The sequence below is a fragment of the Tessaracoccus terricola genome, from assembly GCF_054776555.1.
Genome location: NZ_BAAHBS010000005.1, coordinates 1,155,002 through 1,169,870 on the forward strand (window position 1 = coordinate 1,155,002; position 14,869 = coordinate 1,169,870).

Genomic DNA, 14,869 nt, shown 5'->3' on the forward strand with positions numbered 1-14,869 from the left:
GTGCCGAACCAGACGCCGGCGGGGACCCGGCGTCCCCGGGTCCATCCCGTCCTGCTCGTCATCGTGGCCATCGTCACGGTCCAGACGGGCTCCTCCTTCGCGAAACTCCTGTTCGACGAGATCTCGCCCTACGGAGTGACGTTCTTGCGAGCCGCGTTCGCGACGGTGGTGCTCCTCCTGGTGGCGCCGCCCAGACTACGCGGCCGTCCCCGCGCGGACTGGGGCTACGTCGTCGGCTACGGCCTGTGCCTGGCCGGCATGAACCTGCTGTTCTACCTGTCCATCGCGCGGATCCCCATCGGGCTGGCGGTGACACTGGAGTTCATCGGTCCGCTGCTGCTCGCACTGCGCGGGGCGAAGCGGGCCATCGAGTTGGGCTGGGTGCTGCTGGCCGCGCTCGGCGTGGCGCTGCTCGGGGCTTTCCCCGTGGACGCCGACCTCGTGGGGATGGTGCTGGCGGTGGCAGCGGGCGGCTGTTGGGCGGCCTACATCATCCTCGCGGGCCCCGTCGGCGTGCGCTGGAGCGGCGCCTCGGGGGTGACCGTGGCCACCGGGATCGGTGCGGTCGTGCTGCTGGTGCCGGGTCTGGCGTTCTCGGGCCCCGAGCTGGGAACTTGGCGCGTGCTGGGGCTCGGGCTGGTGGTGGCGCTGCTGGCCACTGTGATCCCGTACGGGCTGGAGATGTATGCCCGCCGCAGCATCGGCTCCCACACCTTCGGCATCCTGATGAGCCTCGAACCGGGCGCGGCAGCACTGCTGGCCTTCCTGATCGTGGGGGAGGTGCTCGGCTGGCAGGAGTGGGTGGCGATGGTCTGCGTGGTGGCCGCATCCATCGGCGCCACCTGGAGCGCGGGAGCACGCCGCCGAGCCGCGGGATCGCGTTCCACGCCGAGTGCGGCACAATGAACCCTGGAAACAGTCCAGCCCTGCCGAAGGAGAACCGATGAGTGGAGTCATCACCGTCCGCCGCCCAGACCTCGCGGAACAGGTTGAGCTGACCACCACGACCACCGGGCTGGACCTGTTCGGCGAAGACCGCAGCGTCGTCGCGATGCGCGTCGGCGACGAGGTGCTGGACCTGCAGCGCGAACTCTCCGACGGCGACGTCGTCGAGCCCGTCGGCATCGACTCCCCGGAGGGCCTGGCAATCCTGCGTCACTCCGCCGCCCACGTCACCGCGCAGGCGGTGCAGAACCTGCACGTCGACGCCAAGCTCGGCATCGGCCCGCCCATCGTCGACGGCTTCTACTACGACTTCGCCACCGAGCCGCTCACCCCCGAGGACCTCAAGGCCATCGAGAAGCAGATGGGCCGGATCGTGAAGGAGAAGCAGCGCTTCGTGCGCCGCGCGGTCTCCGACGACGACGCCCGCGCCGAACTGGCCGAGGAACCGTTCAAGCTCGAGCTGATCGCCGACAAGGGCAGCGCCAGCGACGACGACGGATCCTCCGTCGAGGTCGGCGCCGGCGAGCTCACCATCTACGACAACGTCCGCCGCGACGGAACCGTCGCCTGGAAGGACCTGTGCCGCGGCCCGCACGTCCCCCACACCGGCTACCTCGGCAACAGCTGGGCGCTGACCCGCTCGTCGGCCGCCTACTGGCGCGGTGACCAGGCCAACGCGGGCCTGCAGCGCGTCTACGGCACCGCCTGGGCCACCAAGGAGGAACTGCAGGCCTACAAGACCCGGCTGGAGGAGGCCGCCAAGCGCGACCACCGCAAGCTCGGCCAGGAACTGGACCTGTTCAGCTTCCACGAGATCGTCGGCTCCGGCCTGCCGCTGTTCCACCCCCTCGGAGGCGTGATCAAGCGGGAGATGGAGGACTACGTCCGCCGTCGCCACATCGAGGAGGGCTTCGACTACGTCGGCACCCCGCACATCGCCAAGGAGGAGCTGTTCTACACCTCCGGCCACCTTCCCTACTACGCCGAGGGCATGTTCCCCCCGCTGCTGGAGGACGCCGAGCGTGACGAGCAGGGCAACGTGGTCAAGGGTGGGCAGGCCTACCGCCTGAAGGCGATGAACTGCCCCATGCACAACCTGATCTTCTCGTCCCGCGGTCGCTCCTACCGTGAGCTGCCGCTGCGGTTCTTCGAGTTCGGCACCGTCTACCGCGACGAGAAGTCCGGCGTGGTGCAGGGCCTCACCCGCGTGCGCTCCATCACCCAGGACGACTCCCACAGCTACGTCGCCAAGGAGCAGGCGCCCGACGAGGTGCGCCACCTGCTGCGCTTCATCCTGTCCCTGCTCAACGACTTCGGCCTGACCGACGTCGCCCTCGAGGTCTCCACCCGTGACGAGGAAGGCAAGAAGAAGGACAAGTTCATCGGTTCCGACGAGCAGTGGGAGGAGGCCACCGCCATCCTGCAGCAGATCGCCGACGAGTCCGGCCTCCTCGTGGTGCCCGACCCGGGAGGGGCCGCCTACTACGGCCCGAAGATCTCGATCCAGGCCAAGGACGCCATCGGCCGCACCTGGCAGATGTCGACCATCCAGTACGACTTCAACCAGCCCGAGCGGTTCCAGCTCCAGTACACCGCCAGCGACGGCTCGCACCAGCAGCCCATCATGATCCACTCGGCCAAGTTCGGCTCCATCGAGCGGTTCATGGGCGTGCTCATCGAGCACTACGCGGGTGCCTTCCCGGCGTGGCTGGCCCCCATCCAGGTGGTGGCCATCCCGGTTGCCGGCGAGTTCGGGGAGTACTTGGGCGGCGTCGTCGCACAGTTGCAGGCGGCCGGCGTCCGAGTGGAGTTCGACACCTCCGACGACCGCTTCCCCAAGAAGATCCGCAACTCCGCCAAGCGCAAGGCACCGTTCGTGCTGATCGCCGGCGGTGAGGACCGCGACGCCGGGGCGGTGTCCTTCCGGTTCCGCGACGGCTCGCAGCGCAACGGGGTGCCGGTGGCCGACGCCGTGGCCGAGATCGTGGACTTCATCGCCTCGCGCTCCAACGAGTCCCCGACGGCGAATGCCTGACATCGAGGACAGCTCAGGCCTGGCCGGGGTCCCGGACGCGTTCCAGCGACTGTGGACCCCGCACCGGATGGTCTACATCCACGGCGAGGGCAAACCCGAGGGAGACCACGACTGCCCGTTCTGCACGTCCCCGATGAAGGACGACGCGGACGGGCTCGTGGTGGCCCGCGGCGAGCACGCCTACGTGGTGATGAACCTGTTCCCGTACTCACCGGGCCATCTGCTGGTGTGCCCGTACCGGCACGTCTCCGACTACACCGACCTCACCGTCGACGAGACACGTGAGGTGGGCGAGCTCACCCAGCAGGCCATGCGGGTGCTGCGGCGGGTCAGCGGCCCCGCCGGCTTCAACCTGGGCATGAACCAGGGCGAGGTGGCGGGTGCCGGGATCGCCATGCACCTGCACCAGCACGTCGTGCCGCGCTGGAGCGGGGACATGAACTTCCTGCCGGTGATCGGACGCACCCGCGCCGTGCCGCAACTGCTCGACGACGCCCGCCAACTACTGGCCGCGGCCTGGGACGAGTGACGCCGTGACGCGGCTGCGCCGGTTCGGTCTGGATCTCCTGTGGGGAATCGGGGGCCGGATTCCCCACCGGCTGCGCGAGGTGCTCAGCGTCGTCGGTGCGATGCTGTTCCACCGCCTCCCGCTGGCGGGCCTGGAGCAGTGGGAGTCCAACGTCCGCCGCGTGACGGGCCGCCGCCCCACCCGTCGGGAGCGTCGCCGCCTGGTGGAGTCCTGGCTGCGCAACAACCTGATGTCGTTGTCCCTGGCGCACTGGAGTGACGAGGACGTCCTGAGCCGCGGCATCATCTCCGAGCACCACCTGGCCCGCCTGCGCAGCTCGCTGGCCGGTCCCGGGCTGGTGCTGGCCCTGCCGCACATGGGGAGTTGGGACTTCGCCGGCGCCTGGTGCGCCCGCAACGGCATCAAGGTGGTCAGCGTCGCCGAACGGCTGCCCGCAGGCCTCTACGAGAAGTTCCGTGACGCCCGCGAGGACATGGGTATGGACATCCACCCGATGGGGGAGCGCGGACTGATGGACACCCTTGCCGACGACGTGCGCGCCGGGCGGATGGTTTGCCTGCTGAGCGACCGGGACCTCTCGCGGCGCGGCGTCGACGTCCCCTGGCCCACCGACGACCACCCCCTCGTCGTGGGCGTCCCCACCGGCCCGGCCCTGCTCGCCGCCCGCACCGGCGCCGACCTGCGGGTGGTGGTCACCATCTTCCGCGGCGACAGCGTGGAGATGCGCGTCTCGGAACGCATCGAGGTCACGTCAGTGAAGGAGACCATGACCGACGTCGTCGCGGCCTTCGCGGAGGGCGTCGACGCCGATCCCACCAGTTGGCTGATGCTGCAGCAGCTGTTCCGGACATGACGCTGCGGATCGCCCTGGTCTGCCCATACTCGCTCGACGTCCCCGGCGGCGTCGGGACCCACGTGCTCGGGCTCGCCCGCTGGCTGGCCCGCCAGGGCCATGCCCCGACGGTCATCGCCCCCGGTGCTCGGGACGTCGAGGCGGCGCCGGGCGTCCGTCTGGAGCTGCTGGGCCCGACGGTGGGGCTGCGCTTCAACGGTTCCGTGGCCAACCTCGCGCTGCGGCCCGCCCAGGCCAGGCGCGCGGTGGCGCTGGCCCGGGACGCCGAGCTGGTCCACGTCCACGAACCCCTCACCCCCGGTGTCGCGTTCGCCGCGGCCCGGGCGGCGGGAGCGCTGGTGGTCACCCACCACGCCAGCTATCGGATCGCCCGTCCCGTGGCCGCCGCCCTCCGGATCCGGGCAGGCCGGCTCGGGCCACGGGAGAGCCTTGCCGTCTCGGCGGAGGCGGCCCGCACGGCACTCGCGGTCACCGGCGTGGAACCGCGGGTGGTCCCGAACGCCCTCACCCTCCCACCCGTCCCGCCCGCGCGCGCCGGCTGGCTCGGCGGCGCCCGGCCACGGGTGGGGTTCCTGGGACGCACCGACGAACCGCGCAAGGGGTTCGCCGTCTTTACGCGGCTGGCGCGCGACGCCCGGGCGGCAGGGATCGAAGCGGAGTTCGTCGCCGCCGGCCCGGGGCGCGCCGAGCCGGGGCCGGTGGATCGGCTCGGCAGCCTCGACGAGCAGGAACGGGCCCGCTACCTGGCCGGCCTGGACGTGCTGGTGGCGCCCAACACGACGGGGGAGAGCTTCGGGATGGTCCTGGTGGAGGCCCTCGCCGCGGGCTGCGACGTCGTGGCCAGCGACCTGCCCGCGTTCACGGACCTGTTGGCCGAGGCCGGGGTCGGAGCCACGTTCGCGACCGGCTCGGCGACCGCCGCGTTGGCCGCCCTCCGCACCCGACTGGCCCGTCCCGTCGACCCGGTCCGCGCCCACCTCGCCGCGTCGCGTTGGAGCTGGGAGCGTGTGGGGCCCGAAGTGGTGCGGGGCTACGGTGCGGTTGTGCCGATGGCCTAGGATTCTGGAATGAGCCAAGAGCAGCCGGCCCCGGAATGGGACACCGACAGGGTGCTCACCATTCCCAACATCCTCTCCTTCATCCGACTGCTCGGCGTCCCCGTCTTCGGATGGCTGATCATCGCCGGCCACGACCTGTGGGCAGTTGCCATGCTGGTGTTCTTCGGGGCCACCGACTGGCTCGACGGCTGGCTCGCGCGCGTCCTGAAACAGCGCTCCCCGCTGGGCATCAGGCTGGACCCGGCCGCGGACCGGCTCTACATCCTGATGGCGATCGTCGCCCTCGTGGTGCGGGGCATCCTGCCCTGGTGGATGCTGGTGGTGCTGCTGGCCCGCGACGTCATGCTGCTGGCCCTGATCCCTCCGATCCGGAAGGCCACCGGCAAGCTCGCGCTGCCCGTGCTGCGCACCGGCAAGGCCGCCACCCTGTTCCTGCTGATGGCCTTCCCCCTCGTCCTGATCGGGTCCGGGCGATCGCTGGGCATTGCGGTGGCGTTCTGGGCTGGCTGGACGTTCGCCGTCGTCGGGGTGGTCCTCTACTGGACGGCCGGGGTCATGTACGTGCGCCGGACCATCGAGGTGGCCCGCGAACACCGGAAGAGCCTCGATGGCCCGTCCTGACCAGAGCATGAGCCTGCTCACGGACCTGCAGGAGAATGCCCTCGAGCCGGAGTACCGGGCCGCGTCGAAACGCGGCGACAAGCGATCGCCGGGAACCTTGGCCGTCACCGTCGCCATCCTCGCCGCGCTGCTGGTGCTCGCAGGGGTCAACACCTTCCGGGGATCGGGGGAGGCCGCCTCTGAACGCGAGGCCCTGCTCGAACAGATCCAGGAGAGCCAGGACCGGCTGGCGGAGCTGGAGCAGGAGATCCGAGGGCTCGAGGCCGAGATCCAGGAACTCAGCGACGAGCAGGTGACCGATCCCGCCCTGCGTGCCGAACTCGACCTGCTGGCCCCGCTGGTGGGCGACATAGCCGTCAGCGGCCCGGGAATCGTCGTGCGGGTGGACGACGCCGCCACCACCGGGGGAGAGGGCGTCGTGTTCGACACCGACCTGTCCCGCCTCGTCAACGGCCTGTGGCAGGCCGGCGCGGAGGCCATCGCCATCAACGGGCGGCGCATCACCACACTCACCCCGATCCGTTCCGCCGGTTCTGCGATCACCATCGACTACGTCTCGCTCAACCCGCCCTACACCGTCGAGGTGATCGGGGACCCCAACACCCTCCAGGCCCGGTTCGCAAGGACCTCTGCCATGGTGTGGTGGAAGTACATCAGTGACAATTACGGCGTAGGATTCAGCATCCGGGAGGCTGACGGCGAGCTGCTGCTCGACGCGGATCCCGGCATGGTCCTGCGGTATGCCGAGAAGTGACGTCAGGGGGACGAAGTAATGCTGGCAGTGATCGGAATCATCGTCGGGGTGGCCATCGGGCTGCTCCTCGAACCGACCCTGCCCGCCTTCCTCGAGCCGTACCTGCCGATCGCCATCGTCGCCGCCATCGACGCCATCCTGGGAGCGGCGCGGGCCCACTTCGAGGGCGTGTTCTCCGACAAGGTGTTCGCCGTCTCGTTCATCTCCAACGTGCTGATCGCCGGGTTGATCGTCTTCGTGGGTGACCAGATCGGCGTCGGCGCGCAGCTGTCCACCGGCGTCGTGGTGGTGCTGGGCATCCGCATCTTCAACAACGCGGCCGCCATCCGCAGGAAGGTCTTCAATGCCTGAGGACGCGACACCGCGGCGCGGTCTCCCGGCCGAGGACCTCCCAGAGGTCGAGGAGGCCTCGGAGCCCACGGCAGCGACAGATTCCGCCCCCGGTCGCAGCTTCCGCGCCCACCTCATGGCGTTCCTGAAGCCCGGCAAGGGCCAACTGGTGGTGGCGCTCGTGCTGGCGCTGACGTCGCTGCTGGTGGTGGTGACTCTCCGCTCGCAGGCGGCGGCACCCGACTACTCCAACCTGCGGCGGGGCGAACTGGTACAGCTGCTGGACAACCTCTCGGCCGAGACGCGACGGCTGGAGGCGGAGGTGCGCGACCTGCAGGGCACGCGTGATGAGCTGGCCAGCGGCGCCGAGGGCGTGCAGGCCGCCGAGGAGGAGGCGCAGCGCCGGCTCGACCAGTTGCAGATCATCGCGGGCACTGTCCCGGTCCACGGCCCGGGCATCCGCATCGAGATCCGGGACCCGGAGAACAAGGTCAGTCCGGAACTGCTCCTGGACGCGTTGGAGGAGCTGCGTGACGCCGGCGCCGAGGTGGTGGAGTTCAACGACACCGTGCGCGTGGTGGCCTCCACCTGGCTCGGACTCGACACGCAGGGCCGGGTGGTGGCCGACGACGTGGTCCTGGAGGCCCCGATCGTGATCGAGGCCATCGGCGACCCCGCCACCCTCGAGGCGGGCGCCCGGTTCCGTGGCGGCTTGGTGAGCGAGATCGAGGGGCCACGCGTCGGGGGCGGTGTGGAGATCGAACAGCTCGACGAGATCAGTATCGAATCCGTTGTGGTGGCACAGGAGAACGAGTTCGCCCTTCCCAACTGAGCGTCGCTGCGTTGGGTATGCTCGGGCCACCGATAGGGTTTGTTGGGCAAGCGTTCCACTGCCCGGACCAGTGAGAGGAAGACGACGATGAAGTGCCGTCAGTGTGGGGTTGAGAGCCAGGTCGGTGCCAAGTTCTGCAGCAACTGCGGCACCCCGTTCCACGACTCGCTGGGCGACACCACGACGGTCCTCAGCGCGATCACCGACGACCAGGAGGGCGAGCTCAGCGCCGAAGACCTGGAGGCAGTGCGCGGACTGTCCAAGGGCGACGCACTCCTGATCATCAACCGGGGCGGGTCCGAGAGCGCCCGAGTGCTGATCGACTCCGACGTCACCAGCGTCGGCCGCCACCCCGAGTCGGACCTCTTCCTCGACGACATCACGGTCTCCCGACACCACGCGAAGTTCATCCGCGACGGCGGCGACCTCTTCCTCGAGGACCTCGGCAGCCTCAACGGCACCTACGTCAACAAGCAGGTGGTGGAGGAGCGGGTCCAGCTCAAGCAGGGCGACGAGATCCAGATCGGCAAGTACAGGGCCACCATCAGCCTGAGCGAGTCCGGGCTGCGCTAATGCCGAGTGCCCCCCGCACGATCGGCCAGGTCCTCGAACTGCTGCGGCCGGAGTTCCCGGACATCTCCGTGTCGAAGTTGCGCTACCTGGAATCGGAGGGCCTCGTCGCACCCGAGCGCGACCAGCCGTCGGGCTACCGACGATTCCGGCAGGAGGACGTCGACCGCCTCCTGTTCGTGCTCCGGGCCCAACGCGACCGGTACCTGCCCCTGAAGGTCATCCGGGAACAACTCGAGGCGCTGGACCGGGGGGAGGACGTCACCCTCGAGGCTCCCGCCCCGACGGCCGAAGCCACTCCCGCGGCAGAAGAGCCTGCCCGGGCACCGCGGCCCAGACCGACGGCAGGCTCCAGGATGGTCACGCGGCGGCAGTTGCTCGCCGAGTCCGGGCTGGGAGAGGCCGCCCTCATCGAACTGGAGCGGCTCCGCATCATCGAGACCAGACGTGGCTCCAACCTGTACGGCCGTGAGGCCGTGGCGATCGCGGCCGCCGCCCGGAGACTGGGCAACGTCGGCGTCGACCCCCGCCAGTTGCGGGTGGTGCAGCAGGCCGCCGTCATGGAGGCGGCCTTGGTGGAGCAGGCCCTCGCCCCGTACCGCCGGCGCAGCGGGATCCCGAAGGACGTGCTGGCCGACGTGTACCGGCAGGTCCTGCAGGCGCATGCAGCGCTTCTCCACACCCAGATCAACGAGTAATAGGCTGGGTGCCATGATCTCCCTCGACGTCATCGGCATCAGGCTCACCTCACCGGAGGACTCTCCGGTCCTCCTGTTGCGCGAGCGCAGCGGCTCCCGGCTCCTCCCGATCTGGATCTCCTCAGTCGACGCCGCCGGCATCGCCCTGCTGCTGGACGGCGAGAAGACCTTCCACCGGCCCCTGACCCACGACCTGCTGGCCACGCTGCTGCTCGAGGTGGCCGACTCCGAGGAACCCGGCGTGGTGAAGATCACGGAGATGCGCGACGGCGTCTTCCACGCGGTGATGGAGGTGGGGGACCGTGCCTTCGACACGCGTCCCAGCGACGGCGTCAACCTGGCGCTGCGCCTGGGCTGGGGCATCGAGTGCGCGGAGCAGTTGATGGACCAGGTGGGCGTCGAGATGGACGAGGGTGGCACCGACGAGGTGGAGCGCTTCCGCGAGTTCCTGGACTCGGTCAACCCCGACGACTTCGAGAACGACGAGTCCGATGGTTGAACCCGAGGTTTAGGGTTTTGGGTCCGGGCTGAAGTGTTCGCGGCATGTCTTGGGCGTGTCGTTGACCCGGGGTGCGGCCGAGGGTTAGCGTCATTGCATCGACGTGGATCACGTCGGTGTCATTCATGGCAAGAGCGAGGGAAACGCAGTGTCGAAGAACGCAGGAAGTGCAAGTGGGCAGCCACCGCTGCAGGATCTGCTGGTCGAGGGGGACTTCTCACCGCTGCCCAGCGACTCGGGCTACCGCGGGCCGGTGGCCCACCGAGTGGCCGGCATCACCTATCGCCAGCTGGACTACTGGGCCCGCACGGGTCTGGTGGTGCCCGAGATTCGCCAGGCCGGCGGCTCCGGCACCCAGCGCCTCTACTCCTTCCGCGACATCCTGCTCCTGCGCGTCGTCAAGCGTTTCCTGGACGTCGGCATCTCCCTGCAGCAGATCCGAGTGGCAATCGACCACCTCCGCGCCCGTGGCGTCGAGGACCTCACCGAGATCACCCTCCTCAGCGACGGCTTCAGCGTCTACGAGTGCACCTCCGCCAACGAGCTCTACGACCTGTCCAAGGGTGGGCAGGGCATGTTCCTGATCTCGGTGTCCAGTGTCTGGAAGGAGATCGAGGGCACCCTCAGCGCACTGCCGACCGAACGCCCCGAGCACGATGCCCCTGCAGCCGAGGGCGACGTCGTGGACGAGCTCGCGGTCCGCCGCCGCAACCGCGCCGTCTGAGGATTGGCAGCGATTTAGGTCACTGGCTAGGGTTATAATTGGAACCAGCTGGTTCCGACTAGTCCAGGAGCCAAGTGAACAAGCCCAGCCCACGCCGGAACCGGCCACAGATCGTCCTCGAAGTCCTGCGCCGCGAGCAGGTCTCCCCGCACATGGTGCGGCTTCGGCTCGGCGGTGACGGCTTCGGCAGCTTCGAGGACAACGGCTTCACCGACAAGTACGTGAAGCTCACCTTCGTCAAGGCGGGCCTGGGTCTGGAGCCCCCCTACGACATCCCGGCGCTGCGCGAGAGCCTGCCGCCGGAGGACCGCCCGGTGACCCGCACCTACACGGTGCGCGAGGTCAATGCCGAGGAGCGCTGGATCTCCATCGACTTCGTCGTCCACGGCGACGACGGGATCGCAGCCCCCTGGGCCGCGAGGGTGGAGCCGGGGGAGAAGATCAGCTTCGGAGGACCCGGTGGTGGCTACGCCCCGGACCCGGAGGCGGACTGGTACCTGTTCACCGGTGACGAGAGCGCCCTGCCCGCCATCGCGGCCGCGCTCGAGGCCCTGCCCGCCGACGCCGTCGGCGACGCGCTGATCGAGGTCTCCGGTCCCGCCGACGAGATTCCACTGACAGCCCCGGCAGGCGTCCAGGTCCGGTGGCTGCACCGCGGTGACGCCGAGGCCGGCACCTCCACCGTCCTGCCCGACGCCGTCGCCGCCCATCCGTGGCGGCCCGGCCGGGTGCAGGTCTTCGCCCACGGTGAGCGGGGGGCCGTCAAAGCCCAGCGCGACACCCTGTTCAAGGTCCACGGACTCGAACGCGAACAGGTCTCCATCTCCGGTTACTGGGCGCAGGGACGCACCGAGGACCGGTTCCAGGCCGAGAAGCGCGAACCCATCGGGCAGATCTTCGAGCCCTGACGCGGCTAGGGTCGGTGCATGAAGGAACGCATCGACAAGCTCATGCGGACACCCGTGGTGGCGCACGCCCTGGCGGCCAACGAACGCTACAACAAGCGGCTCGGCCCACAGTTCGCCGCGGCGGTCACCTACTTCTCGGTGCTGTCCATGGTCCCTATCCTGCTGTTCGCGTTCGCCATGCTCGGCATGACGCTCACGGTGCTTCGGCCCGACTTGATGCCGGTCGTGCAGGACCTCGTCAAGGAGCAACTTGGGGAGGTCCCGGCAGCGGATTCGATCACGGGGTTCATCGAGGAGACCCTGTCGGGGTGGCGTCTCTACCTCGGCGCCTCACTGCTCACGGCCGCCTATTCCGGGTCCAACTGGGTGGGCAACCTGAAGCGCGCGTTCCGGGCGATGTGGCGTGACAGGTTCGCCGACGCCAGCATAAAGCGCAACTTCTTCCTGGAGCTTGTAGAGAACCTGCTCATCTTCCTCGGCCTGCTTATCAGCATCGCGATCGCGTTCGGAGTCACCAATGCGGGTGGCGCGTTCTCCGAGTCGGTGATCGGCTGGCTGGGGCTGGAACAGGTCCCCGGGATCGAGCTGCTGCTGCGGCTCGGCACCATCGTGCTGGTACTGATCGCGAGCTGGCTGCTGTTCGCCTTCCTGTTCCTCGTTCTCCCGGGCGAGGGGGCGCCGGTCCGGATCTGGTTGGTGGGCACGTTGATCGGTGCCGTGGCCGTGACCCTGGTCCAGCAGCTGGCCGGGCTCCTGATCGGTGTCTTCTCCGGCAACGACGGCGCGTCGGTGTTCGGACCCGTGATCATCATCATGCTGCTGTTCAACATCTTGGCCACCATCATCCTGATGGTGGCGGCCTGGGTGGGCACGGCCGACACCTGGCAGGAGCAACTGCAGAAGAAGGACGCCGAGAAGGCAGCCGGTATCGAGTCCTCCGATGACGACACCGGCATCGACGACGACGAGGCCGAGCAGTCCCGCGAGGCCGTCGCGGCCGCCGTCATCCCGGACACACCCAAGTCCTGGGCGGACAAGCGCAGGCGGGACCGCTGGGCGGCGCGCAGACCGCTGGAGGACCTGCGTGCCGAGAACTACGACCCGGAGGCCCCGCCCGAGCAAGCAGCGGCCCCGGACGTGCCCCAGCACGTCGCGGCCCGCTCGGTGAAGGTGGGCATGGGCGTCGGTTGGGGCGTCGGGGCCGCCACGGGCATCGGGATCGGTGCCGTCATCGCAGCGGTGGTGGGCAGGATCGCCGGCCGCTGAGCCGCGGCTCAGCTGTGGTGGACCTCCGTCGGATCGTTCCACACCGTGTAGCCCTCGGCGGCCTCGATCCCGTACAGGCGCGCCAGGTTCAGGATCTTGCGCGCCCTGGCCAGCCGCGGGATGTCGGAGCCGTCCCGGATCTCGCCGCCCTCCGCCTCGAACTCCGCGAGGAACGAGTTTCCCCACGAGATGTCCGCCTGCGACGGGGAGAGGATTTCGTTCACGATGGGCGCCTGCTCCGGGTTGAGGCAGATCTTGCCGGTCATGCCGAACTGGGCGGTCACACCCGCGGCATCAGCCAGTGCGACGCCGAGCGCGCCGACGGCAGGGCCGTCGATGGGTCCGGGCAGACCGGCGCCGCGTGAGGCGATGGTGAACTGCGAGCGGGTGTAGGCCAGGATCATCGGGTCGTCGTCGAACCCGGTGTCGCGGCGGTAGTCACCCAGTCCGAAGCCGAGCCGGAACGTGGGACGCGCCTCGGCGATCGCCTGCAGCTGCTGGACGCCGCGGGCCGTCTCGACGAGGGCCACGATCTTGGTCCCGGGCAGCAGCTCCGCAGTGCGCAGCACCGCCTCGGGGGACTCGACCATCGCCAGCATCACTCCGTGCAGCCCGTCGCACCTGGCCAGCTCGCGACAGTCCTTCTCCCACCACTCGGTCCCGAACCCGTTGATCCGGACCCAGGCGCCGTGTCCGGTAGAGAGCCAGTCGACTGCATTGGCGAGGGCCTCCTCCTTCCGGTTGGGGGCCACCCCGTCCTCGATGTCGAGTACGTTCGAGTCCGCCTGGGAGTTCTCCGCGATGCGGAACCGGTTGGTGTGGGTGCCGTTGACCAGCAGCCAGGAACGGGCGAACTCGGGGCCGAAACTGCTCTTCTTCGTCACTAGCCATCCTCCTTGATGTGTGCTCGGGTTCAAGCTAGCCAAGAACCCGCGACGGACACAAAACGACCGCCGCGTCGTCCTGCATGGGAGGGACGACGCGGCGGTCGGTCAGCGGTGCCTCAGTGGGCGGGCGCGGGCTTCGGGGCGTCCTGGCCGATGGCGGCCACCATGTCGGTGTACCAGTCGGTGGTGATGTCGAAGGCCTTGCCGCCGGCGATCCGGTCGAAGGCGATCGCGGACAGCACGTCACCGTTCTCCTCGTCCTGGCCGATGACGCCGGCCTCACCGCGCAGGGCGCAGTCGACGGCGAGGTCGGTGCACTGCTTGATCAGCGCGAGGTCCTCGTCGTTGGCGGCGGCGGAGCGCGAGAAGTAGCCCGACTTCTGGACCATGACCTTCTCGGCGTCCAGGCGCTGGGCGAACTTGTCGGCGAACCACTTGCCGGGGTTGACCTTGTCCAGCTTGACGTGACCGAAGGGGTCCCGTGGGACCTCCTCGCCGGCCGCTTCCAGCTCGCCGACGATGGCGTCGAGCCCGGCGCCCTCGGACAGGAAGATGGTGACGTTGCCCACCTCGTCCATGACCTTGTTCAGGCGCTCGGCCTCGCGGGCGATGTCGATCTCCGCCTCCGGGACGTAGACGGCGTGCACGTCCCAGGCCTCGCGGCTGAGCCCGATCTCGGGCAGCCAGTCCTGGGTGTCGAGCCACTTGCGGTACTCCGCTGCGGTGGCGGCGGTCAGCCAGCCGCAGTGGCGGCCCATGACCTCGTGGATGATCAGCATGCGGGAACCCGAGTTGTGCTCGGCGACGATGTTCTTGGCGAAGATCGCACCCTGCTCGGCGGCGGTCCACGCGCCGAGGGACTGCTTGATGGGGATGACGTCGTTGTCGATCGTCTTGGGCAGCCCGACGACGGTCAGCGGGTAGTCGTTGCTGGCCAGGAAGGCGGCCAGGTCCGCGGCGGTGGTGTTGGTGTCGTCGCCACCGATGGTGTGCAGGACGTCGACGCCGTCGGCCACGAGGCGGTCGGCGGCCACCTTCAGGGGGTCATCGCCCTCCTTGACCAGTTCGCGCTTGACGAGGTCCTTGACGTTGGTGAGCTTCACGCGGGAGTTGCCGACGGGGGAGCCGCCGAACTTGTGCAGCAGGCCGGCGTTCTTGCGCACGTTCTCGGTGACCTCGAGGTAGTCCCCCTTGAGCAGGCCCTGGTAGCCGTGCCGGTAGGCGATGATCTCGACCTCGGGCGCGACCTCGGTGTAGCGCTCGATCAGGCCGCCGATGGCGGAGGAGAGGCACGGGGCGAAACCGCCGGCGGTGAGGATGGCTACCTTCTTGACCATGGAGTTCCTTTCGCAAAGGGTGA

17 protein-coding genes are annotated in these 14,869 nt (G+C 69.1%); 15 read left to right on the forward strand and 2 right to left on the reverse strand.

Annotation, left to right across the window (positions count from 1 at the left end; genetic code table 11):
* The 15 genes from ACYU7G_RS15315 (at position 1) to ACYU7G_RS15385 (ending at position 12,622) form a co-directional block, all read left to right on the forward strand.
* Complete coding sequence (locus ACYU7G_RS15315) at positions 1–906, forward strand: EamA family transporter (protein ID WP_461109326.1); 906 nt, start codon at positions 1–3, stop codon at positions 904–906.
* Positions 907–943: 37 nt separating this feature from the next.
* On the forward strand, positions 944–2,980 hold the full coding sequence (gene thrS, locus ACYU7G_RS15320; protein WP_461109328.1) for a threonine--tRNA ligase: 2,037 nt from the start codon (positions 944–946) through the stop codon (positions 2,978–2,980).
* Positions 2,973–3,509 (forward strand): HIT family protein, encoded by a 537-nt coding sequence (locus ACYU7G_RS15325; RefSeq protein ID WP_461109330.1) that lies wholly within the window; start codon positions 2,973–2,975, stop codon positions 3,507–3,509. The genes thrS and ACYU7G_RS15325 overlap by 8 nt, the downstream gene beginning before the upstream one ends.
* Before the next feature lie 4 nt (positions 3,510–3,513).
* Complete coding sequence (locus tag ACYU7G_RS15330) at positions 3,514–4,362, forward strand: LpxL/LpxP family acyltransferase (RefSeq protein WP_461109333.1); 849 nt, start codon at positions 3,514–3,516, stop codon at positions 4,360–4,362.
* A complete protein-coding gene (locus tag ACYU7G_RS15335) occupies positions 4,359–5,420 on the forward strand; it encodes a glycosyltransferase family 4 protein (protein ID WP_461109335.1) in 1,062 nt (353 codons plus the stop codon). The genes ACYU7G_RS15330 and ACYU7G_RS15335 overlap by 4 nt, the downstream gene beginning before the upstream one ends.
* A 9-nt stretch (positions 5,421–5,429) precedes the next feature.
* The gene (locus ACYU7G_RS15340; protein ID WP_461109337.1) at positions 5,430–6,041 is read left to right on the forward strand and encodes a CDP-alcohol phosphatidyltransferase family protein; all 612 of its coding nucleotides are present in this window, start codon (positions 5,430–5,432) and stop codon (positions 6,039–6,041) included.
* Positions 6,028–6,795: a DUF881 domain-containing protein gene (locus ACYU7G_RS15345; protein WP_461109339.1), complete on the forward strand. Its 768-nt coding sequence runs from the start codon at positions 6,028–6,030 to the stop codon at positions 6,793–6,795. The genes ACYU7G_RS15340 and ACYU7G_RS15345 overlap by 14 nt, the downstream gene beginning before the upstream one ends.
* A gap of 18 nt (positions 6,796–6,813) precedes the next feature.
* Positions 6,814–7,146, forward strand: coding sequence for a small basic family protein (locus ACYU7G_RS15350; protein WP_461109341.1), 333 nt, complete (start codon positions 6,814–6,816; stop codon positions 7,144–7,146).
* Positions 7,139–7,957 (forward strand): DUF881 domain-containing protein, encoded by an 819-nt coding sequence (locus tag ACYU7G_RS15355; protein WP_461109343.1) that lies wholly within the window; start codon positions 7,139–7,141, stop codon positions 7,955–7,957. The genes ACYU7G_RS15350 and ACYU7G_RS15355 overlap by 8 nt, the downstream gene beginning before the upstream one ends.
* Positions 7,958–8,044: 87 nt before the next feature.
* Positions 8,045–8,530 carry an FHA domain-containing protein gene (locus ACYU7G_RS15360; RefSeq protein ID WP_461109345.1) on the forward strand — a complete coding sequence of 162 codons (486 nt, stop codon included), beginning with the start codon at positions 8,045–8,047 and terminating at the stop codon, positions 8,528–8,530.
* Positions 8,530–9,225, forward strand: coding sequence for a transcriptional regulator FtsR (gene ftsR, locus ACYU7G_RS15365; RefSeq protein ID WP_461109347.1), 696 nt, complete (start codon positions 8,530–8,532; stop codon positions 9,223–9,225). Before ACYU7G_RS15360 ends, ftsR begins: the two co-directional genes overlap by 1 nt.
* A 13-nt stretch (positions 9,226–9,238) precedes the next feature.
* Positions 9,239–9,724, forward strand: coding sequence for a bifunctional nuclease family protein (locus ACYU7G_RS15370; RefSeq protein ID WP_461109349.1), 486 nt, complete (start codon positions 9,239–9,241; stop codon positions 9,722–9,724).
* 148 nt (positions 9,725–9,872) lie between these two features.
* The gene (locus tag ACYU7G_RS15375) at positions 9,873–10,448 is read left to right on the forward strand and encodes a MerR family transcriptional regulator (protein ID WP_461109351.1); all 576 of its coding nucleotides are present in this window, start codon (positions 9,873–9,875) and stop codon (positions 10,446–10,448) included.
* 74 nt (positions 10,449–10,522) lie between these two features.
* A complete protein-coding gene (locus ACYU7G_RS15380) occupies positions 10,523–11,356 on the forward strand; it encodes a siderophore-interacting protein (protein WP_461109353.1) in 834 nt (277 codons plus the stop codon).
* 18 nt (positions 11,357–11,374) lie between these two features.
* Positions 11,375–12,622 (forward strand): YihY/virulence factor BrkB family protein, encoded by a 1,248-nt coding sequence (locus ACYU7G_RS15385; RefSeq protein ID WP_461109355.1) that lies wholly within the window; start codon positions 11,375–11,377, stop codon positions 12,620–12,622.
* A gap of 8 nt (positions 12,623–12,630) precedes the next feature.
* Here the strand turns inward: ACYU7G_RS15385 and ACYU7G_RS15390 are convergent, their stop codons facing one another.
* Entirely contained in the window at positions 12,631–13,506 is an 876-nt protein-coding gene (locus tag ACYU7G_RS15390; protein WP_461109357.1) for an HpcH/HpaI aldolase/citrate lyase family protein, read from the reverse strand.
* Positions 13,507–13,625: 119 nt separating this feature from the next.
* Positions 13,626–14,846 carry a pyrophosphate--fructose-6-phosphate 1-phosphotransferase gene (locus ACYU7G_RS15395; protein ID WP_461109359.1) on the reverse strand — a complete coding sequence of 407 codons (1,221 nt, stop codon included), beginning with the start codon at positions 14,844–14,846 and terminating at the stop codon, positions 13,626–13,628.
* Between the last annotated feature and the right edge of the window lie 23 nt (positions 14,847–14,869).